The 21,539-nt window shown below is 55.0% G+C and carries 20 protein-coding genes and 1 other RNA gene; 7 read left to right on the top strand and 14 right to left on the bottom strand.

The window, feature by feature from the left end:
* Positions 1-66: 66 nt before the first annotated feature.
* From HPY30_13895 to HPY30_13860, 8 genes are all read right to left on the bottom strand, one after another.
* Positions 67-366: a hypothetical protein gene (locus HPY30_13895; GenBank protein QYZ66979.1), complete on the bottom strand. Its 300-nt coding sequence runs from the start codon at positions 364-366 to the stop codon at positions 67-69.
* 47 nt (positions 367-413) lie between these two features.
* On the bottom strand, positions 414-3,365 hold the full coding sequence (locus HPY30_13890) for a heavy metal translocating P-type ATPase (protein ID QYZ66978.1): 2,952 nt from the start codon (positions 3,363-3,365) through the stop codon (positions 414-416).
* Between the two features lie 19 nt (positions 3,366-3,384).
* Complete coding sequence (locus HPY30_13885) at positions 3,385-3,729, bottom strand: histidine triad nucleotide-binding protein (GenBank protein QYZ66977.1); 345 nt, start codon at positions 3,727-3,729, stop codon at positions 3,385-3,387.
* Positions 3,730-3,849: 120 nt separating this feature from the next.
* Positions 3,850-4,446, bottom strand: a complete 597-nt coding sequence (gene recR, locus HPY30_13880) for a recombination protein RecR (GenBank protein ID QYZ66976.1) — start codon at positions 4,444-4,446, stop codon at positions 3,850-3,852.
* A 7-nt stretch (positions 4,447-4,453) separates the two neighbouring features.
* Positions 4,454-4,777, bottom strand: a complete 324-nt coding sequence (locus HPY30_13875) for a YbaB/EbfC family nucleoid-associated protein (GenBank protein ID QYZ66975.1) — start codon at positions 4,775-4,777, stop codon at positions 4,454-4,456.
* A 164-nt stretch (positions 4,778-4,941) separates the two neighbouring features.
* On the bottom strand, positions 4,942-6,573 hold the full coding sequence (gene dnaX / locus HPY30_13870; protein ID QYZ66974.1) for a DNA polymerase III subunit gamma/tau: 1,632 nt from the start codon (positions 6,571-6,573) through the stop codon (positions 4,942-4,944).
* Between the two features lie 109 nt (positions 6,574-6,682).
* Positions 6,683-6,779: signal recognition particle sRNA small type (gene ffs / locus HPY30_13865), an RNA gene on the bottom strand.
* A 111-nt stretch (positions 6,780-6,890) separates the two neighbouring features.
* Positions 6,891-7,490: a cadherin-like domain-containing protein gene (locus tag HPY30_13860; protein ID QYZ66973.1), complete on the bottom strand. Its 600-nt coding sequence runs from the start codon at positions 7,488-7,490 to the stop codon at positions 6,891-6,893.
* Between the two features lie 595 nt (positions 7,491-8,085).
* Between HPY30_13860 and HPY30_13855 the strand changes: the two genes are divergently transcribed.
* From HPY30_13855 to HPY30_13845, 3 genes are all read left to right on the top strand, one after another.
* A complete protein-coding gene (locus HPY30_13855; GenBank protein QYZ66972.1) occupies positions 8,086-9,726 on the top strand; it encodes an acetolactate synthase large subunit in 1,641 nt (546 codons plus the stop codon).
* A gap of 10 nt (positions 9,727-9,736) precedes the next feature.
* Entirely contained in the window at positions 9,737-10,798 is a 1,062-nt protein-coding gene (locus HPY30_13850; GenBank protein QYZ68052.1) for a glycosyltransferase family 2 protein, read from the top strand.
* Positions 10,799-11,073: 275 nt separating this feature from the next.
* Positions 11,074-13,005 carry an EAL domain-containing protein gene (locus tag HPY30_13845; protein QYZ66971.1) on the top strand — a complete coding sequence of 644 codons (1,932 nt, stop codon included), beginning with the start codon at positions 11,074-11,076 and terminating at the stop codon, positions 13,003-13,005.
* 7 nt (positions 13,006-13,012) lie between these two features.
* Here the strand turns inward: HPY30_13845 and HPY30_13840 are convergent, their stop codons facing one another.
* The 5 genes from HPY30_13840 to HPY30_13820 form a co-directional block, all read right to left on the bottom strand.
* Positions 13,013-13,357, bottom strand: a complete 345-nt coding sequence (locus tag HPY30_13840) for a hypothetical protein (protein ID QYZ66970.1) — start codon at positions 13,355-13,357, stop codon at positions 13,013-13,015.
* A 175-nt stretch (positions 13,358-13,532) separates the two neighbouring features.
* Positions 13,533-13,997, bottom strand: coding sequence for a cytochrome c (locus HPY30_13835; GenBank protein ID QYZ66969.1), 465 nt, complete (start codon positions 13,995-13,997; stop codon positions 13,533-13,535).
* Between the two features lie 279 nt (positions 13,998-14,276).
* On the bottom strand, positions 14,277-14,483 hold the full coding sequence (locus tag HPY30_13830; protein QYZ66968.1) for a DUF2892 domain-containing protein: 207 nt from the start codon (positions 14,481-14,483) through the stop codon (positions 14,277-14,279).
* A 26-nt stretch (positions 14,484-14,509) separates the two neighbouring features.
* Positions 14,510-15,688, bottom strand: coding sequence for a long-chain fatty acid ABC transporter (locus tag HPY30_13825; GenBank protein QYZ66967.1), 1,179 nt, complete (start codon positions 15,686-15,688; stop codon positions 14,510-14,512).
* A gap of 45 nt (positions 15,689-15,733) precedes the next feature.
* Positions 15,734-16,288 (bottom strand): hypothetical protein, encoded by a 555-nt coding sequence (locus HPY30_13820; GenBank protein QYZ68051.1) that lies wholly within the window; start codon positions 16,286-16,288, stop codon positions 15,734-15,736.
* Between the two features lie 251 nt (positions 16,289-16,539).
* Here HPY30_13820 and HPY30_13815 point away from each other — a divergent pair, with 251 nt between their 5' ends.
* Complete coding sequence (locus HPY30_13815) at positions 16,540-17,259, top strand: response regulator (protein QYZ66966.1); 720 nt, start codon at positions 16,540-16,542, stop codon at positions 17,257-17,259.
* A gap of 392 nt (positions 17,260-17,651) precedes the next feature.
* Positions 17,652-18,581 carry a HAMP domain-containing protein gene (locus HPY30_13810; GenBank protein QYZ68050.1) on the top strand — a complete coding sequence of 310 codons (930 nt, stop codon included), beginning with the start codon at positions 17,652-17,654 and terminating at the stop codon, positions 18,579-18,581.
* Positions 18,582-18,654: 73 nt separating this feature from the next.
* Here HPY30_13810 and HPY30_13805 read toward each other — a convergent pair whose 3' ends face one another.
* On the bottom strand, positions 18,655-20,247 hold the full coding sequence (locus HPY30_13805) for a sigma 54-interacting transcriptional regulator (GenBank protein ID QYZ68049.1): 1,593 nt from the start codon (positions 20,245-20,247) through the stop codon (positions 18,655-18,657).
* 320 nt (positions 20,248-20,567) lie between these two features.
* Here HPY30_13805 and HPY30_13800 point away from each other — a divergent pair, with 320 nt between their 5' ends.
* Positions 20,568-21,050, top strand: coding sequence for a hypothetical protein (locus tag HPY30_13800; protein QYZ66965.1), 483 nt, complete (start codon positions 20,568-20,570; stop codon positions 21,048-21,050).
* A 32-nt stretch (positions 21,051-21,082) separates the two neighbouring features.
* Complete coding sequence (locus HPY30_13795) at positions 21,083-21,265, top strand: hypothetical protein (GenBank protein QYZ66964.1); 183 nt, start codon at positions 21,083-21,085, stop codon at positions 21,263-21,265.
* Positions 21,266-21,539: the final 274 nt, after the last annotated feature.

Below are 21,539 nucleotides of genomic sequence, written 5' to 3'. Positions count from 1 at the left end.
ACGGGGTTCCGCCGGTTCCGCTGCGCTTGAACCGGCCTACAGGGAACAGCTAGCCCTCGCGTCCGGCTAGGCGTATTCGTCGATACCCAACAGGGCACTAACATATTCTCGCTCATCACTCTCCGCTGTGGATGCATAGGCACTGATCGCCCGATAGGAATGGGGCTCCAGATCGACCTGATAGGGGTTTTCTCTGGTTCTGGTCCTGAGTATCAAAGCCTCCGCCTCGATAACGGAAGGCACTTCACGCGGCAGAGCCGTTTGCTGCGACTGAAGTATTTCCTCCACCCCACGGGGCACCAACGCCGACTCTTGCGTGAGTAAGCGCCGTTCGAGGGGAAGAGTGAGTGAACCTGAAATCTTCACTTGATTCGTCTTGGCCTATGTCCGAATGCAGATTATAGCCTACCGGGTCAGGCCGTCTCTGCGCTGTAACCCGCATCCTTTACTGCAACAATAAGCAGATCAACCGCAGCGGAGCCGGTAATCACCGCCTCACCTGCATCGAGGCTGACCTCGACACTTTCCACACCCCCGACACCCTGCAGGGCCTTGGTAACATGATTCACGCAGTGGGGGCAGGTCATACCGGTGACATTGAGTTTGATAGACACGGGTCTCTCCAGTCTCAGTGGTTGAAAAAAACGCAGCCGGTTGGCATTGACAACCACCGTCACCGATGACAATGCCATGGCGGCGCTGGCGAACATCGGCGGCAACAGCCAACCTGTGACCGGGAACAGCACCCCGGCAGCCATGGGTATGCCGATCACATTATAAATAAAAGCGCCGAACAGATTCTGCTTGATATTCCGGATCGTCGCGCTGGAGATGGCGATTGCGGTACTTACATCAGCCAGCGAGTCTCCCGCCAGGGTGATATCGGCGTTGTCGATAGCGACATCGGCCCCACTGCCGACAGCAAAACCGGTATCCGCCTGAGTCAGCGCAGGGGCATCATTGACGCCGTCACCCACCATGCCGACCCGGTATCCCTGCCGTTGCAACGACTTCACCACGTCCAGCTTCTCTCCCGGCATGCGTTCGCTGTGGACCTCATCGATTTTCAGGTCGACGGCTACCGCCTCTGCCGTCGCCCGGTTGTCACCGGTGCACATTACCACTCTGACGCCTTCGCGCTGCAGGGCCTCCACAGCAGCAAAACTGTCGGGACGAACCGGATCGTTCACTGCCAGCAATCCCGCAATCTGCGAATCGACCGCCAGCCAAACCGGCGTGGCCGCACTGGCGGCATGCCGCGCAGCCTCCTTCAGCAGCGCCGGTGGGAGGGTAACACCCTGCTCCTCCATCAAATGATGATTACCAAGCAGAAGCCTGCGCCCCCCAGTCTGCCCTGAAACGCCCCTCCCCTCCAGGGCCTGAAAATCACTCACCCCGGCAATATCGAGACCACGACTTCTTGCAGCCTCAACCACGGCTTCGGCCAGGGGATGCTCCGAGCCTGTCTCAACCATTGCAGCAAGGCGGATCACTTCGCACTCCGGAGTCGTCCCTGCAGGGTGGATGGCAGTCACCGCGGGACGCCCCTCAGTCAGGGTGCCGGTCTTGTCGACCACCAGATGGGTCAGGCGACTGGCGCTCTGCAGTGCGTCGCTGTTTCGGATCAGGATATTCAGCTGGGCGGCCCGGCCAGTACCGACCATAATCGCAATCGGCGTCGCCAGTCCCAAGGCACAGGGGCAGGCGATCACCAGTACCGCGATGCCTGCAGTCAGGGCGTAGGCAGTTCGAGGATCCGGCCCAACCTGTGACCAGACAATCGCTGTCAATACCGCAATAACGATCACAATCGGGACAAAGACCGCCGACACCCGATCCACCAAACGAGCAATGGGGGGTTTGCTCATCTGCGCCCGCTTCACCATGGTGATGATGTGGGCTAGGGTGGTCTCCTCGCCCAACCGGGTAATGCGAAACAGCAACGTGCCGCTACGGTTCATGGTGCCGCCGATCACCTGATCTCCCGGCTGTTTGGCCACCGGCATCGACTCACCGGTCAACATCGATTCGTCGACGCTGGAACGCCCATCGATGACTTCACCGTCGATAGGCATCCGCTCCCCTGGGCGCACCCGGATATGATCCCCGAGCCGCAACAGCGAAACCGGTATCTCCACCTCGCCAAACTCCCGTTCGACAACTGCAGATTTTGGCGCCAACCCCACCAGACTGCCGATCGCTTCGCTGGTGGTCCGTTTTGCTCTCGTCTCCAGCACATGGCCGAACTGCAGAAAGGCGAGGATGAGCACCGAGGCGTCGAGATAGAGATGACCACCGCCGGGAATAAAGTCCGGCCGGATGATGAGTATTACCGAAGAGAGCCAAGCAGCGCCGGTGCCCAGAGCCACCAGGGTATCCATGTTGGCGGCAAAGTGTCTGGCCTGTTTCCAGGCGCCCAAATAGTAGTTGCGGCCGCTGAACCACATTACAAACAGACAGACCACGGCGACCAGCCCCCAGAAGGCCTGACCGCTGAGCCCAATCGGACCATCGGCATCTGTCAGTGCAGGCAGCCAACCTGCAAGATTCGCCGCCATCAACCCACCACCGACAAGAGCTGCCAGCAGCGCCCGTTGCCGGGAGCGGCGGATCTCCTGCTGCGCCTCCAACCCCTGTTCCACATAGGGGTCGACAAACTGTTCCAACAGTTTGCTCTCATAGCCCGCCGAGTGCAGCGCAATCAGCAGATCGGCGGGATGCGTAGTGGTGGTCACGGAAAGCGTCTCACCTTCGGTCACCATTTTCGCAGTCTCATCCAGGCTGCGGATGACAGCTTCCAGCGCCGCAGGCGACACCGTTTCGCCGAGGCCTGACACTGAAAGCAGCAGGCTGTCACTGACCTTGGGACGCACCAGCAACCGGGCGCTGTACCCCTGGTCTATTACCGCGTTGACCACTGCCCCGGGATCACCACCCACGACCTGTGCCCGCTTCTCCACCAGATTCACAGAGGTCTCGCTGACGCCCGGAACCGATTGGATTGCGCGCTCCACAGCAGCCACACAGCTTGAGCAGGTCATGTCGCCGATGGCAATTTCATAATCGCCGGTGATCTGTTTTTCTGCTGCAGACGAAGGAACAGTGGGATCAGGAATGGGACAATCGGCTGGAATCTGCGGCAAAGGGCGGGCGGTATAGCCCGCTTCCATTATCGCCGCTATGACCTTATGGGGCAGACCTCCGCTGACTTGGGCGAACTGCTTCTCCAGGTCGACCTCGACACTGACAACATCCGCCACTGCAAACACCGCTTTCTCCACCGCCGCCACGCAGTGGCCGCAGCTCATGCCCTCAATGGCGATGAGATAGGAGTCCTCGCCCGTGCCTGCTGCCGGGGAGATCATGTCACTATTGATCCCCGGCTCAACCAGGGGGCCAGCCCATCGGACGCCCGCCCAGCAGATGCAGGTGGATGTGGAATACAGTCTGCCCCGCCTCGGCGTTACAGTTCAGCAGGGTGCGATAACCAGCCTCGGCGATACCCTCATTCTCGGCGATCCTGGCAGCAGACAGGACAAGATTGCCCATCAAGGCCTCATCACCGGGTTCAAGGTCGTTCAGGGTGGAGATATGCCGCTTTGGAATCACCAGGATATGGGTCGGCGCCTGGGGATTCAGATCCCGGAATGCCAGGACGTCATCATCCTCGTAGACCACATTCGGCTGGATGTCGCCGCTGACCATTTTACAGAACAGACAATCACTCATGGTTACTCCTTGCTCGGAACAGTGCCCGGTCAGTCAAACGGGCTTGGTGATGGTTGTTGGAATGGCTTGCCATTCAGGCACACTATGATGATAGACACCAATTGGAGCCGGTTGTCCCTCTCAAAATTCGGAACGGCCGGAAAAGGCGTGAGCGATGGTCGCCCCGTCGACATACTCCAGTTCACCCCCCATCGGGACGCCCTGGGCAATGCGCGTGGTACGGATGCCCCGGGCATTTGCCATATCGTGAATGTACTGGGCTGTCGCTTCACCCTCCACCGTTGGATTGGTGGCGAGTATGACCTCCTTGACTTCTCCCTCTGCGAACCGTGCATCCAGGAGATCCAGGCCGATCTCGCGCGGCCCTATCCCATCCAGGGGAGAGAGATGACCACCCAGTACAAAATAGAGTCCACGGTAGTCGATAGCCTGCTCAAGGATGGTCTGGTCTGCCGGCGTCTCCACCACGCACAACTGGGCTGCGTCGCGGTGAGAATTGGTGCAGAGACGACAAACCTCCAACTCAGTCAAGGTACGGCAGCGGCTGCAGCGGCCAATCCGCTCCATTGCCTCGGCCATGATGCGGGAGAGATGCCTGCCCCCTTCGCGGTCCCGCTCCAGCAGATAGTAGGCCATCCGCTGGGCAGTCTTGGAACCCACACCGGGCAGGCAGCGCAACGCCCCTATCAGTTGGTCGAGCAGACTCTGTGAAGTCATCGGTCGTTCAGAATGGCAGTTTCATACCCGGCGGCAGCCCCATCCCGGCAGTCAGACCGGACATGCTCTCCTGCATTTTCTGGGAGACCCGCTGAGCCGCATCGTTCATGGCCGCTGCGATCAGATCCTCGAGCATCTCTTTATCGTCTTCCATAAGGCTGTCATCGATAGACACGCGACGCACCTCATGCTTACCATTCATGATGACCTTCACCATGCCGCCACCGGACTCGCCGGTAATCTCTTCCTGCGCCAACCGCTCCTGGGCCTGCTGCATCTCGGCCTGCATCTTCTGGGCCTGTTTCATCAGGTTGCCTATACCACCCTTCATTACCGAATCCTCATCAAAGAAAAACTTAATTTAATCGTAACTGTTCAGCACAATTCAATGTAGGTCGGGTTAGTCGCGCAACCGCACAAGGCCTAAATACGGCACTGCAACTTGCGCCCAACCTACAAAAAGCACATATTCAGGACCAAACTGAATAGTTACATTCAATCTACCGGTTTGACAGAGCCACTGACCACTCGTGCTGAGAGATGCTCTTCCAGCTCTCTTACCAGCGGATCTTCAGCCATGGAGGCCTCCGCTTCCTGCTGGCGTTCATTCAGGTTTCGTTTCTGCCGCATGGCGGGAGTCTCCTTGTCGGAGGTTTCCACCACAAAGTCGATTTTGACCTCTGCACCCAATACGGACCGGATACCGTCCAGCAGACGCTTCTCCGCCTGCCCAACCCTGAGCTGCCTGGAGGCAGGGTCAAGCTTGAGCTTGAGCGCCTTCCCATCCCACCCGGCGAAGGCACAATTATTGGCCAACTGGCTGGCAATGCCGCCAAGCCTGAGACCTGCCGCAAACTCATCCCAACGGCTGGGGTCGGTCACCTGCTCCCGTTTCTCCGTCTGCGCTGGTTGGGGTTTACCTGCCTGAGTCGGCGCGCGCTCTCTTCTTACCTGTTTTCCGCCAACTGAAGCGGTCGCATTCGGAGCAGGTGACCCTGATGGTACCTGGGTGCTTTCTCCCGTATTCGAACCAGATCCGGCAGCCTCCGGTCTGAAGGCCAGCATGCGCAACAGCAGCATCTCGAACCCACTGCGGGGATCCGGTGCGAGTGACAGCTCCCGCTGCCCACTCAAGCCGATCTGGTAGTAAAGCTGTACATCTTCCGGAGCGAGGCTCTGTGCAAGCCGCTTTACCTGGGCCACATCGAATGCGTCATCCGGCTGAAAATCGGGAACCAGCTGGCACAGGGCGATCTGATGCAGTAAGGCCAGAAGGTTCTGGGTGGCAGTGGCAAAGTCAGCCGCCAATTCCGACATCCCAGCGATGCGCTGCAACAGGCCGGCGGCATCATTCCCGGCAAGTGCGTCCGCCAGAGCGTGAATCGAATCCCCGGCAATGGTACCGAGCATTGCCCCGACATCAGCAGCCTGCAGTGCCCCGCCGCCAAAGGCGATAGCCTGATCCAAAAGACTCAGTCCGTCACGCATACTGCCATCGGCCCCACGAGAGAGCAGTGAGAGCGACTCATCATCAAATCCAATACGCTCCTGTCCCAGGATATGACTGAGCTGTCCGCCGATCTGTTCCCGGGAGAGACGCTTGAGATTGAACTGCAAACAGCGGGAGAGCACGGTCACCGGCACTTTCTGGGGATCGGTTGTAGCCAGAATAAATTTCACATGCGGAGGCGGTTCCTCAAGTGTTTTCAACAAGGCATTGAAACTACTGGCGGAAAACATGTGAACTTCATCAATCAGATAAACTTTGTAACGCCCTCTGACCGGCGCATAGGGAACGTTTTCCAACAGTTCTCTGGTCTGATCCACTTTGGTCCGGGAAGCCGCATCCACTTCCAACAAGTCGACAAACCGCCCTTCGTCTATCTCCCGACAGGCGGAGCATACACCGCAGGGTGTTGAGCTGACCCCCTCCTCGCAGTTGAGCGATTTGGCAAAGATTCTTGCCAGGGTAGTCTTACCAACACCACGGGTACCGGTAAACAGATAGGCATGGTGGAGCCGGTCATTGTCGAGGGCGTTGGCAAGCGCCCTGACGACATGTTCCTGCCCAACCAGCTGGCTGAACAGTTGAGGACGCCATTTTCGGGCAAGAACCTGATAGGACATGGAAGCCGGTACGTAATTCTATATGGATAGAGAGGCAATGAGTGTAACCCAAGATCTTGCCTGAATCATCGCCAATGCATAGGGTTCTTTTTAGGAAAAGGGTGGCGGCCGACACCAGCCACACCCCGGCACACGAGTCCACTGCTGCCGCTGCTCCCTTCCGGGCCTGACGGGGTTCACAGCTTCACGTTGCGGGGGGACCGATATCAGCCACCATAGAAACAGTGATGAAGCGGCGTGATTATACGCCCTATCGGAATGAAAACAATGGAGGATGTGACCCGGAACCGGCAATCACCAGGATCAACTATCAGCTGCTAGAGAACAACAACCGCTTCGGGAGAATAGGAGGACTCAATGCCACTCAGGCTTACTGCCGTCACTGCGAAATAGTGGGTGCCCAGACCGCTGACAGTGAACTCCGCCACCGTATCGCCATCGACCCAGACCTTCTCGACATACTCGCCGGAGATCTCACCATGATAGACATAGTAACCGGAAACATCTGTAGTGCTGCCTGCGCTCCAGGAGAGTTGAATCGGATAGGTGCAGGAGATTGCGCCACAGTCCACAGAGATGGAAACCATCGCCGTGGAGATCGCCCCGTTAGCGTCGGTAATCTGATAGAGAAATGAATCTGTGCCGGTGAATGAAGCATCAGGCACGTAGGTAACCATGTTATCCAGGCCAAGGAACAGGGCACCGTGGGCAGCCTGAGTCAGGATAGAGACTGAAACCGCCCCTATATCCTCGGCAGTGTCGTTATCCAGCACACTGAAAACGACCTCCTGACCTTCGACGGTAGAGGCGGCATCAGGGTTCGCCACCGGCTCACGGGAGCTACCGACCGCCTCGGAAGTCGTATCGACAGTCACACTATCGTCTACACCGCAGGCAACAAGCGTCAGACTCGCCAAAGCGCAAGCCAGAAACCTAAGTAGATTTGAAGTGTAATAAGTCATACTGCAAAGACCCTGTTAATTATTGGGCCTTAGAATATCGTTCCACTTCACAAAGCGCCATACCCAACACCCTGTATTTTATAGAACAACGTCACAAATTCGTAAAAACATTTTAAAACTCTACGTCAGAACACAGAAATTAAATATTTTTTTATTATTTTTCAAGGAGTTATAAATAGCGCGTAAATACTTAAATTCGCATTTAAGCACTTCTATTTGATCACAAAAACAGTACTGCAGTGCTTAAAGAAATAATTTCATAAAACGACACTAAATTACTGGTTTTAACTTGCAATACCAGACACTAGATTTATAGGCAATCCGGAACACTTGCAAACGGCATTCAGGGCCGATCACCGAGGCAGGGAAAATCCAGCTCAGAAAGCCCTTCAGCATCATCCTCTTTGAAAAAAGTGCATTTATCTTCTAAACATCACATTAGGACTCGTTCAGTTTCAAAGCATATTGCATCCAGCAGGCACCATTGGTTCGTACAAACCAATAGGCTTTTTCAGAAAAATTATAAAGATCATCCTAAACAGGAGTTACTATGCCCAGCGCCGCACGATTGTTCATCAAATGTCTCGAAAATGAAGGTGTCGATACTATTTTCGGGATACCGGGAGAAGAGAACCTCGATGTCATGGATGCGCTGCTGGATAGCAGCATCAAGTTCGTCACCGTTCGACATGAACAGGGCGCTGCCTTTATGGCCGATGTCTACGGAAGGCTTACCGGCCGGGCCGGGGTTTGTCTCGCAACGCTCGGGCCTGGCGCGACCAACCTGATCACCGGCTTTGCGGATGCAAATATGGACCGGGCACCCATTGTCGCTATCGCCGGGCAGGGCGCCACCACCCGGATGCACAAGGAGAGCCATCAGGTACTCGATCTGGTCAATCTATTTGCACCTATCTCCCAATACAGTACCGAAATCCTCGAACCCGGGGTCGTACCGGAGATCGTACGCAAGGCATTCAAAGACGCGCAAACAGAGAAACCCGGCGGCGCCTTCATCAGCTTTCCGGAAAATATTGCCGGCAGCCAGGTGAGTGAGACGATCAAGCCACTCAGGGCCCAGGCGCCAACCCCCTCATCGCCGCCTTATGAGAAGATCGGACAGGTGGCGGATCTGATCTCCGATGCCAAGGCACCGATCATCATGGCGGGCAACGGCGTGATCCGAAGTGATGCCTGTGACGCCCTGGTAAAATTTGCGGAGAACCTCAATATCCCGGTGGCCCAGACATTCATGGCAAAAGGGTGCATCCCCTTTTCCCATCCACTCAGTCTCGGCACCGTCGGCTTACAGGCCAATGACTATGTCGCCTGCGGCTTCAGCCGTGCAGACCTCATCCTCTGTATTGGTTTCGACATGGTGGAGTACCACCCTCATCTCTGGCATCCCAACGCTGATAAAAAGATTATCCACATCGACCAAACCTATGCGGAGGTTGATGCACACTACGTCCTGGAGGCCGGGGTGATCGGGGATATCACCGAATCCCTGCAACGCATAGAGAAACTGGCAAAACCCCGCGACCTGGCACCGACCAGCGACCTGCGGGAACTTATCATCAACGAGTTGGATCAGTATGCCGATGACGACAGTTACCCCTTCAAACCCCAGAAGATTCTCTACGATACACGGCAGGTGATGGGGACTGAGGACATACTGATCTCCGATGTCGGCGCCCACAAGATGTGGATAGCCCGGCTCTACCGCTGTGAGCGGCCCAACACCTGCATCATCTCCAACGGTTTCGCCTCCATGGGGATCGGCGTACCCGGTGCGATCTCGGCGAAGATGGTGTTTCCGCAGCGCCGGGTGATGACGATTACCGGTGACGCAGGTTTCATGATGAACTCCCAGGAGATCGAGACCGCACTGCGGCACAACATCGCCATCGTAATCATGATCTGGCACGACAGTGAATATGGGCTGATCAAGTGGCATCAACAACGCCACTTCGGCCGCACCGGACATATCAGCTTCAACAACCCTGACTTCGTAAAATACGCTGAATCCTTCGGCGCCAAAGGGTACCGGGTAGAGAGTGCCGAAACACTCATTCCGACTTTGGAACAGGCCTTTGCCGATGAGACCGTCGTAGTGGTTGATGTCCCGGTGGACTACTCGGAGAATATGAAATTGACCGAAAAACTGGGCAAACTGATCTGCCCGATTTAGGAGAAAGAGTATTTCACCCCACCCGTCTGACCAACAACCCAGCCTCTGTGTGATCATTCCCACCCTCAATGAGGGGAGACAACTGCCGTCACTGCTCAATCAGTTGTTGGAGCAGGAGGCCATAGACCTTGAGGTTATTGTGGCTGACGGGGGTTCGGACGATGACACTGTGGCGTTGGCAGCACATGCCGGGGCCAAAGTTGCCAAGACGACTCCCGGGCGGGGGCGACAGATGAACGGCGCACTCTCGCAGTGCAACGCACCCTACCTGCTGTTTCTGCACGCCGATTCCAAGCTGACCTCACGATCACAGCTGTCAGATGCGCTCAAGGCATTGCAGCAACAGATTGCAGCAGCAGGACACCAGCGTATCGCAGGCCATTTCCGTCTGCGATTTCTGCGCGACAATCCAGGCCGAAATCTCACCTACCGCTATTACGAGGAGAAGAGTGCACTGAACCGGATGGAGTGCACCAACGGCGATCAGGGATTTCTGATGTCGCAGGACTTCTTCAATCAGCTGGGCGGTTTCGATGAATCTCTCAGGTTTCTTGAAGATCAGCGTCTGGCGGAGACCATTCGCCTCAAGGGCTGCTGGATAACCCTGCCGGGAGAGTTGCAGACCTCAGCGCGCCGCTTCGAAAAGGAAGGACTCGGACGCCGTATGATCCTCTCCGCCCTTATCATGAATTTCCACCAGATCGGATTTATCGAATTCTTTCAAAGAGCCGGCAAGGTCTATCGCAACCAGAGTGAAACCGGTCCTTTGCAACTCTCACCGATATTCCAACTTATCGATAAGCTCAATAGAGAGGCGAAACCCGGGGTCGCCCGCAAGCGCTGGGTTGCCACCGGTCACTATGTGCTCGGCCATGCGTGGCAGCCCTTTTTCTATCTCGATATCACACTGTTGTATTTTTTTGGATTTAAAAAACGCCCGTTTTTAACCCTGCACGACCGAATATTCAAACCTCTGACCAACTTCGTCCTTTTCGACGATTTGACCGCTGGCTTGGTCTGGCTCTGGTTCAGGGCCTCCTGGACGTTCTTCCGTTACCGGGAAAAAACCTAACATTCAAAACTTCCCAAAACCTTCTTGCCCCGCCTTACCAGGAACAAAAATCCCCGCCGGAGCCAGACATAAAGCAACTTAACAAAAATACCCCGCTCTTTTCTGTCGTTTCAGCGCAAATGATATATATTCCTACTACGGGGATTCCGATTGACTCATGTCACAGAATTTGGTGAGAAGCACCACTTTTCCATAACTCTTGCGGCTTGATTTCTCCCTGTCCCGAGAGCGGCAAAAATAAAAACCGATGGAAGTACAACCACACGGAGAGGGTCTTGAAAGCAGGGCACACTGACAAAATATCCACACCGGCCAAGACGGCAGACATTCAGCGGCTCAACGCCGAGCGGCTCAAACTGCTCTATTCCATGGGGCATGTTGCCCTGCTGGCCAACCAAGCCACCGCATTGGTGGCAGTTGCTATTTTTTGGCGTCCCATCGAAGTTTCACTGCTGCTCTTCTGGTTTTTCGCCCTGGGCATCATCAACGCCGCCCGTGAGTTCTTGCTGCGCTCCTTCCACAAACACAATGGGCGGCCGCTCCCGGGAATCAGTTGGCAGACCGCCTATATGGCAGGCGCCATTCTCTCCGGCACACTTTGGGGCTTTTTCGGTCTATTTCTCGATTTCGGATGGCCACTACCTTACCAAGTCGCCATGTTCCTTCTGCTGACCGGCCTGACCGCCGGCGCGATCCCCTCCAACGCCGTGGTTTTTCCGGTCTACCTGGGATTTGCTGCACCGGTCATCACACCGCTGCTGATACTACTACTCACCCGCGGGGATCTCACCAACCAGGCTATGGCAGGCATGGTCATCATCTATCTGATCCTCATCATTGTCACCGGCCGCAACTACGCACGCAGTATCTCGCGATCGCTCGCTCTGAGAATGGAAAACCGTGAACTGCTCCGAAGCATCACTTCAGCCAACGCAGAGCTCTCTTTCCAGGCCAGCCACGACCCTCTGACCGGTCTCAACAACCGCCGCGAGTTCGAACACCGCCTCGAACAGGCATTGGACAACGCACAGCGGGAACACCGGCAACATGTCTGTATCTACATGGATCTTGATCAGTTCAAGATAGTCAACGATACCTGTGGTCACGCCGCAGGAGACCAACTGCTGCGCGAGCTTGCTGTAACACTTGAGCCGAAACTGCGCAGTTCAGATATCCTGGCGCGTCTGGGTGGTGACGAATTCGGCATCCTGCTGGATGGTTGTTCTCTGAATAAAGGGATGGAGATCGCCCACACCTTTCAGCGAACTGTGGAAGCGTTCCAGTTTTTCTGGGAAGGCAAACGGTTCCAGGTCAATGCCAGTATCGGCGTAGTCTGCATCGACCAGGAGAGCGCCGGTGCCGACACCATACTCAGTGATGCGGACATGGCCTGTTATGCCGCCAAAGACCTCGGGCGGGGACGGGTGCACCTATACGAGAAGAGTGACAAGGAACTCACAAAGCGCCGTATCGAATACCACTGGGTTAACCAGTTACGCGGCGCCCTGGATGAAGATCGATTTCGGCTCTACAAACAGGATATCGTGCCCTTCAACACAAGTGTTAAAGAAGAGCGCCGGGCCGAGGTCCTGCTGCGTCTGCAATGTGAAGGGAACGAAATCATCCTTCCCGATCAATTCCTGCCCTCAGCAGAACGTTACGGCCTGATGATGACCATTGACCGTTGGGTGATCGAACATAGCCTGCGGTGGCTGGTTGAATGCAGGGAAACCGACCTGCTGCTCAACGTCAATCTTTCCGGCGTCTCCCTGGGGGAGGAAACCACCCTCACTGCTATCCGCCAAATGTTCATCGACTACCCGGTGGATCCCGGCGTCATCTGTTTTGAGGTAACGGAGACCGCTGCCATCGCGAATATGTCCACCGCCTCCCGGTTCATCGAAGAGATGCGGAGGATGGGTTGCAGCTTTGCGCTGGATGATTTTGGCAGTGGACTCAGCTCCTTCGCCTACCTGAAACATCTGCCGGTGGACTTTCTCAAGATCGACGGCGATTTTGTGAAGGATGTACTCGATGACCCGGTAGACCGTGCAGTGGTGGAAGCGGTTATCACACTGAGCCGCAGCCTGGGTATCAGCACCATCGCAGAACATGTGGAATCTGCTGCCATAAAAGAGGAGATGATCAAGCTGGGCGTCGACTACGGGCAGGGTTTCGCGCTCGCCCGCCCTGTCCCTCTCGACTGATATTCGTCTAGTCCTGAACCAGAGTGATCTTCGCTTCCGCCGTGGTTTTATCGATAACGACTTCCACTTCACAATACTCCGGCTGTTCATCAACAGGCGTCGGATCATCGGAGCAGTTGCAGCCCGCAATGATCCCGGCATAAAAAATACCGGCATGCACCCTAACAGCGTTTGAGTCATCAGACACGCCGATGATCATCATACGAAAGGGCGTTTCGCCGACATAACTGCTGTTTGCCAATCCCTGTTGCAGAGGGAGTTGTTCGGCATCCAATTGCTCGATTTCATCCTTGAGCACATCCCTGAACTCAGGTGTATTCCAACTGTTTATGGAGCTGCTAAGTTTCATCATATTGAAAGATCAGGGCATTTTGAGTGCGCGCACCTGAAGGTGCGCGCATATAACCTTTAACCAATTGATTTATATAACTTGTTCACCAGATAGTTTACACAGGGTTTATACTCACGGAAAGTCCTGCTGCATGAAAGAGCAGGAGTGGCTCGTGCGTTCCTGACTGAATCCAGCTTTATTCCAGAACCAAATCAATCCGGTAACCCGCATGACAGGAGATGCAATTCTGCATCAGTTCGGCCAATGCGCCCAGGGTCTGTTCCTTGTCACCGAACTGCTCGGCATCCAGAGCCAGGGAGTCAAATTTGGTATGGGTATCGAATCCCAGCTTCTTGAAATCGAGGGGCAGTTTTCCCATCAAAGAGACTGGCACGGCTTCCTGCGCCGCGCGTCCCACTTTGCGTGCGGCATCGGCAACCTTTTTCATGTCATCCTGAACAACACCTTCATTGATCTGCTGCACGGTCACCAGAAAAGCGCGCATCTCCGCCATCACCAGATCCTTTTCGGCGGGTTCCAACTGCAGGCTCAAGCGCCCGTCGGTAGCCTGTTCAACGCTACCCACGACGATAAATTTGTAGGCCATGCCCAGTATCACAATCAGCATCAGGGCAGTAATGGTCCAGCAAGTCTTACACATGGTTGAATCTCTCCTTTTTTGGGTCAGTCCCAAGTTAGGGAAACTCTGATTAATTGGGTCATTGTCATCTCGACCATAAGGAGAGATCTCAAACTACAAGGCATCTAGCCAAGTTTTGAGGTATGAGATTTCTCACTGCGTTCGAAATGACAATTAATCAAAGTTTCCTTAGTTTATCGATTTTGCGCTGCCGCCATTTTAGCCTGCAACACATGAAAAAATTGTCTCTCATCAATTCGGGGCGCCTCTGTAGACGCCCCGAACGTTCATTTCAGGTAATCAACCCGAACAGGCTGTTCCATCCGGCACCCCAAACTTTTTCAGGATACTGGAGAGCGGACAGATATTGGTGATACCGCTCTGCATCAGGTTAGCGCCGACAAACAGGGTCAAAAACGCCCAGTAAGGATGGACATAGTGAGTCAGGGCCAGACTCAGCAGGATCATCACTCCCGCCATCAGGCGGACAATTCTATCAATAGTCATAATGTTTTCCACTTATACGGACCAGATCAAAGCGCGTAGCTCAACTGCACGTAGACGATGTTCTGCTCGATGGATATGGTATTCCCGGAGCCGGTATTGGACGTTAATTCATTTTCAAAGGCGTGGGTATAGGAGAACGAACCGGAGATCCGATCAGTGAGTTTACGCGTCAGCCCCAGTGAGAGATGCAGTTCCGGTATCGCCACGGAACCGAGGTTGTTGTCCACGTCCTCTTCACCAAAAGGTGCCTCCGCATAGTTGATGCCAAACCGCACAGTCGTCTTCGGGTTTATCTCTTTCTGCACGCCCAGGGCTATGACCAGTTGGTCATCCCACCCGAAGTTCAGTGTTGACGGCACCATCATTCCGAAATCACCCGGGGTGTAACCGGCAGGATGGCTGATATTCACCGATCCCATAGTGTCGCTGAAGTCGATCCATTTGGCATCCAGTTCGACCAACATACCGTCGAGAGGACGGAAGGCGAAACCCAGTGCAAAGGTCTGGGGCATATCAATATCGACGCCAAACTTTCCTGCAGCTGTATTGAATTCATGTTCACTTACCTCCGTCTTACTGACCCATGACGCACCGAGCTGCATCTTGTCATTGAGGTGATAGATCGCACCCAGTGTCACGCCAAAACCAAATTGCTGATTTTGCGCAAAGGTGAAGCCGGGTGTACTAAGTGCCAGACTCTGGTAGCCGATATTGACAGAACCACCGAGAGAGAGTTTGTCACTGACTTTGTACGCAATCGACGGCGCCAACTTAAAAAATCCCTTGGTTGTCACGAACTGCTGATTGTTTTGCATTGGAAGTGCATCTGAAAAATCAACACCAAAACCCGAGATGGCTGCCATACCCAAACCAAAATAGAGCTGGTCGTTGATTTTAAACGCAGCAGTTCCAGACGGCATGAAAAAGAGGTTGGAATCACTCTCGTTGCCATTGACCTCTCTTGGTGGATTAAGAAAACCCGGACTCAGATCGAATCTGGCCTCTTCGATTCCAAGTTCGGCAATTCCCGCCGGGTTGGTGAGCAGGGTACCGGTATCCTGTGGTGCTGCCACCACGGCTCCACCCATACCCCATTGGGTCGCAGTCACGCCCAACACCTGATCTCCGTTGGTCGCGTTCGCAGCCATCGGCAGGCTGCCGAGCAGCGTAATTGCCAGGATATTTTTTCCTCTATTCATCAACATGTTCGACTCCTCTGGATATTTAATTTTCTATTTATAATTTATGTATCAGCGCAACAAACTTGACTGACCAGGGACACCGCGAAACATGGCGTGGCAGCCCACGCACCCTCCAGTGATGTCATCCATATATGAGGCCGCCTTCCCCATGTCCCCTTGGTCAGCCGCATCGGCCAGACGCTTTGCTGTACCTTCCACGCTGGCGTTGAAGCCATCGAGGGCCGCCAGGCTGTTGTCGTTGATCTGATCCAGATTCATATAAGGCAGCAGACCGCCTCTGGGAATGCGGTGATTGGCGAGACGCCGGGCGCTGTCAGCCGCCTGTTCTGCATTGTCGGTCATGATGCCGGCTGCCATGCTCTGGTAGTCGGAAAGCACCTCGTGCATCACTTGACGCAACGTGACCTTGGCGCTGTGACGGGAGTGCTGCGCATAGATAGTGAGGAGCATCTTTTTGGTCTTGGGCGAGAGCGCCTTGACCCGCTTCTGCAACTCCGGCTTCATCAGTCCAATCTGTTGCTTCATCAACTGCTGGACCTGTTTCATGTCAGTCGCCATCGGCTGCGGTTCGCCGGCAACCGTCACCCCGGCGCACAACAACATCGAGGCGGAAACACAGAGAAGTCCCAAACCCCTCCGCAGTGAGTGAATTCGAAATGTGTTATTCTTTTGCTGAACGCGTCGCATGTTTTCTTCTCCTAATAGTGTCTGAATCTCAGTCATGCTCCGTGTTGCAGGCAGCACCGCCCCAGAGCAATAAACGCAGTATGATGGGGTTATTTTCCGAGGCGTTAACCAGCCGGTAACAGGTTGTAACGAGTTGTTTCAGAAATATTTCATCCCGTGGATACGGCATGACCAACAAAGAGACCCGTTATCGTCTTCTCGTGGTGGATGACGAAGCTGAACTCCGATCGCTGTTGCAGCGGTATCTGACCAATGAGGGATACCAGGTAGCTGCAGTGGAAGACGGGGCAGCTATGACCCGCCACCTCAAGACGCACCATGTCGATCTGATCATCCTTGACCTGATGCTGCCGGGAGAGGACGGCCTGTCGCTTGCCCGCAATCTGCGCAGCCAGGGCAATCAACCCATCATCATCATCTCGGCCCGGGGAGAGGAGCTGGACAGGATTATCGGCCTCGAGGTCGGCGCTGACGACTACCTCCCCAAACCCTTCAACCCGCGGGAATTACTGGCAAGGATTCGCGCCGTCCTGCGCCGCATGAATAACGCGGATCGACCCGCGGCAACGGTAGAAAAATCCGCGCTGGAATTCGGCCCCTTTTCCCTCGACGTGGATAAATACCGTCTCACCCGGGAGGGAGACGAGATACCCCTGACCCATGGAGAGTTCACTCTTCTGCGGGTTTTTCTCGAACACTCAGGCCGGGTACTCAGCCGGGATAAACTGATGGAGATCACCAAAGGTTATGAGCGCTCCCACCTGGACAGGAGCATCGACGTCTGCGTAAATCGACTGCGCCGGAAGATAGAATCCAACCCCTCTGAGCCTATCTTTTTACGCACGATTTGGGGTGCCGGCTACCTGTTCTCACGCAGCGGAGAGTGATGGGACTGTTTCGATTCCACAGCCTGTTCGGCCGAACGCTGGCCACCATCGCGCTGGTCTCTGTCGGATTTCAGCTTCTGACCCTGAGTGTATTGGCCTTCTATGTATTGGTCCCTTTGGGAAAACGCGCCACCGACGATCTGGCGGCGGTGATAACGCACTCCGTTCAGCGCTGGGACAAATTGTCTGAGACGGAGCGCCCGGCATTTCGCAAGATTCTGAAGCGAAACCATGATCTGACCCTTGTAGTCACGAATACCCCTCTTCCCGACAACACCGATTTTCTACCCTATTTCTATTTCCTCAAACAGGCACTCGCCCGGCGCCTTGGCGACGAGGTACGCCTTAAGACAAGCCGTGATTCCAGAGACAATGAGTGGATCTGGGCCGAGATACCGGGCTATAGCCAAAAGCTGCGCCTGGGATTTCCCCGCTCACGCATCGGCATCCAACCACCACTTGCGTTATTGTTCCTGTTTTGTGTTGGCACGGCCCTTACCTTTTTTACCGCGGCGCTCCTGGCGCGACGCCTCACCATCCCCCTTGAACGCGTTTCCCGTTCAGCACGACTGATCGGAAAAGGCAGCTGGCCGAAGCCGATAAGAGAAGAAGGGCCGGAGGAGTTGCAGGTTCTGACGCAGACTTTCAATCAGATGAGCCAGCAGGTCAAAGAGTTGCTGGCCAACAGGACACTGTTGTTGGCCGGTATCTCCCACGACCTCCGCACCCCGCTCACCCAGGTACAATTGGCTTTGGAAATGCTGCCTGATGAAGGCGGGGACCCAGAACTGATGGCGGGAATCAAACGGGATCTCGCCACGATAAACCGACTGATCAGTGAAACCATGCAGATCAGCATGGAACTCGAGAAGCAGGAGCAAGTAGAGACGGATATCGCCGAAGTTTTGGAAACCATCATCCAAGCCGCACGCTCCTATGACAGAGAGATCAAGTGGGAGAACAGCCAGTCCTGCATGAGAAAACTGAATCCACTGGCGCTGCACCGTGTCATTACCAATCTGCTGGAAAATGCAATCCGTTACGGAGACTCAAAGCCGATCAAGGTCGAGTTGGAGTGTGACGAGAGCCTGCTCAAAATCAGAATTCAGGATCAGGGACCGGGTATTCCAGCTGATCAGAGAGAGTCAGTATTCCTCCCTTTCTATCGTTTGGAAAAATCCCGCAGCACCACCACTGGGGGCAGCGGTTTGGGCTTGGCCATCGTGCGCCAGCTGGCTGATGCAAACGGCTGGAGCGTTGAACTGCAGCCTGCGCCAAAATTCGGCACTGTGGCCCTCGTCACTATCCCACAGGCGAGATAATCAAGGGAAAATTACCCCCTCTGGGGGTGAGTTCAAACTACATACGTCTCAGCTTTCCACTACCTTCTGCCAATCAGGAGCGTCTATCTGAATGAACAGCCCCCCAGTCAAGCCCGAAACGTGCCAGGTATTTACGTAATCGGTCTGAGTCGTTGACCGATGTCTTGTGCGTTCGAGAGACGCCGAACAGCCGGCGGCCGGCTTCCGACAGTGAAGCACATTCGAGGCAGACTTTTGCCACCTGTTCGAGCTGAAGCCGGTCGAACAGATCGAGTTGATCAATTGTTTCAGGCGGCAATAATTTACCCAGGAAACTCTCCGACGCAACGGGCTGTTCCCTGATCCAGGACCACTCCAACCTGGAGATCTCCCGCTCCACAATTTGGCTGTCGATACGACCACTGCCTGCCAGCGTCGCCATTCTCGTGACACTGGCATTGAGATCGCGAAAGTTGCCGCACCACATCGCCGAAGGGGAGTGTGCAAAATCGAGATACCGCTGCATCACCTCCCGATTAAAACTTACCTGCCGGCCGTTGCGGCTTGCGAACTTGTCGAGTTCAAACACGATATTGGGTGTGATGTCCTCGCTGCGCTCGCGAAGACCTGGCAGGTCGAAATGCCAGAGATTGATGCGGGCAAGTAGATCCTCGCGAAAACGGCCGGCACGAACCTCGACACGCAGATCACGGTTGCTCCCTGCAATCAGCTGAAAATCGCTGCTCGCCTCCCTGTCCGAGCCAATGGGATAGAAGCGTCCCTTCTCTAACGCCGTGAGCAACATCGCCTGCTCCTCCGGACCAAGCTCGCCGATCTCATCAAGAAAGAGCAGGCCCTGGTCGGCGGTCTTCAACAAACCCTCGCGAACGTTTATCGCGCCGGTGAAAGCGCCTTTGCCATGACCAAAGAGCGTCGACATCGCAGCGTCACCACGCAGTGTTGCGCAATTAACCGGCACAAAGGCGCCGCTCAGTTGGTGACGTTGATGTTTAAGCTCGTAGATACGTTGCGCAAGTACCGATTTTCCGGCACCGGTGGGACCGGTCAACAGAATCGGTTGTTGCGAAGCAATCGCGACCGTTTCTATCTCATCGATCATACGATTGAAGGCAGGATTCTCGGTTGCGATGCCGGACTTAAGAAATTGTTCTCCACGCGCCTTGCGCCGTTCAAAGCGCTGTGCGAGGCGATCATATCGGGCAAGCGTAAGGTCAATCGTGCGCCAGCCTGCCTCTGCACCCAGACCATAGGCATCGGCCGGATAGGTTTGCAGCATGCGACCGGGCAACAGTCTGGACTCGCATAAAAGAAACAGGCAGATACGGGCGACGTGGGTGCCCGCAGACATATGGGCAAAATAATCGGCCTTGTCCGGATCGAAGGGGTAATCCTCGACGATATCGTGCAAAACCGCGAACACCTCCTCGAAATCCCACGGATCCTGAAAGTGGATATTGTGACAAACAATACGGGTTTCAGGCGAACATGCAGCCATCTCGGCGATCGCGGCCTGCGCCATCTCAAGATGCGTACGCTGAACCAGTAGTTCGAGCCTGCTGACGGGAAGATCGACGTGACTCAGCAGGGAGACTGTTGGACGCCATTGATTTAGACGACCGCTCGGGTCGCCACCATCGAGCTCCGGGTCAAATAGGCCAAACACGATATTCACACGAGAATTATATATCAGTATTGATAATATTTTCTCGTTTTTCTCATTATGGAATTACCTCGCACAGCGGCCACCTAAGAAATTTCCATTGTTAAGACAATGACTTGGTAGCTATTTTTTTAAACCGGCACAACATTTGCTTTATTACATACAAGACAAACGATAAAGCAATAATCCCCATCTGGAGGGCCGTAATCATTGACAAGACCTACCGACTCACACTGAACCGTTGGCACAAAGTGGCAGAGCGCCTGTCTCGTCGTGCCAATGACATTGCCGAGGAAGTTCGTACAGGCTTTAACCAGACCGAGGTCATGGGCCACTTGGGTGAAGATCAGCAGGCGCGGCTCAGGACCGAGGGTGAACGCCTGGCTGCGCTCATGCCTGTCTTGTTTGACTTGCAGTCTGCCATCGCGCAGATTCGCAAGGCCCTCGGCTCCGCAAACGAGGCGACAGGCATCAGTTCCAACCTAGCCGAACTCGACATGCTCAACAAGCAACTTCGCCTGATGGAGAGCTTGATCAACGGCCAGGAAGCCGGGCTGGTTGGAATCGACGAACTACCAAGCCTGCCGGTACGGATCCAGGAGGAGCATGGCCTGTTCGCCAGGCCGTCGACGTTTCGCGTACGGGTAATGCCGGATAGCGCGCTTGAGGCGTACCGTCAGAAACTGGAGAACGTCCGCACTGAAAGCTTCGCAATAGCCGACCAAATCGCCGCCAGGAATCGGGAGGTTCTGCCAATTTCCATAGCAGAAGAGGTTGCCCGAATTGCCGGGCTCACCGCTTCACCATAGGTGACTCAGGTCGCTGCGCCGCGGGCGACCGGATGACTGTTAGCGGCTACGGGCATGACCTCCGTCACCAGACTCAAAACCTGGTGGACTCCTCCAGGCCGGACGTTTGGCAGGAGCAGCTCAGACGCTTCCGGCAATCTTCACGATTGCAACTGGAGTTGATTCAGCGTCGGGTTGCCGAATGCCATCAATCGGACCGGACTTTTGCAGGTTGACTGTTGTCGGTTGTTTTGGCCATGCCCGTATTTAATTTAACTTTTGGATCATTGAAAATGCACCATAAGAGAGGAAGACCGAGAAACCGGCGAGCCGGATGCAAGCTGTGCAAACCCTGGAAAGTCAACGGAGTGCGCACGGAACGAGCAGACGGTGAAAAATTCAGTGACCATCGCCGACGGATAATCACTGCCGAAAAGATTGCTGTCTATGATGAAGATATGAACAGTGACTCTGAATGAATCAGATACGCTCCGCCGCCAATAGAGTGGC

The sequence above is a fragment of the Gammaproteobacteria bacterium (ex Lamellibrachia satsuma) genome (genome assembly GCA_019623805.1).
GTDB lineage: Bacteria > Pseudomonadota > Gammaproteobacteria > Chromatiales > Chromatiaceae > QGON01.
Note: the sequence above shows the minus strand (reverse complement) of the source record. Positions and strands in the feature narration are given on the sequence as shown.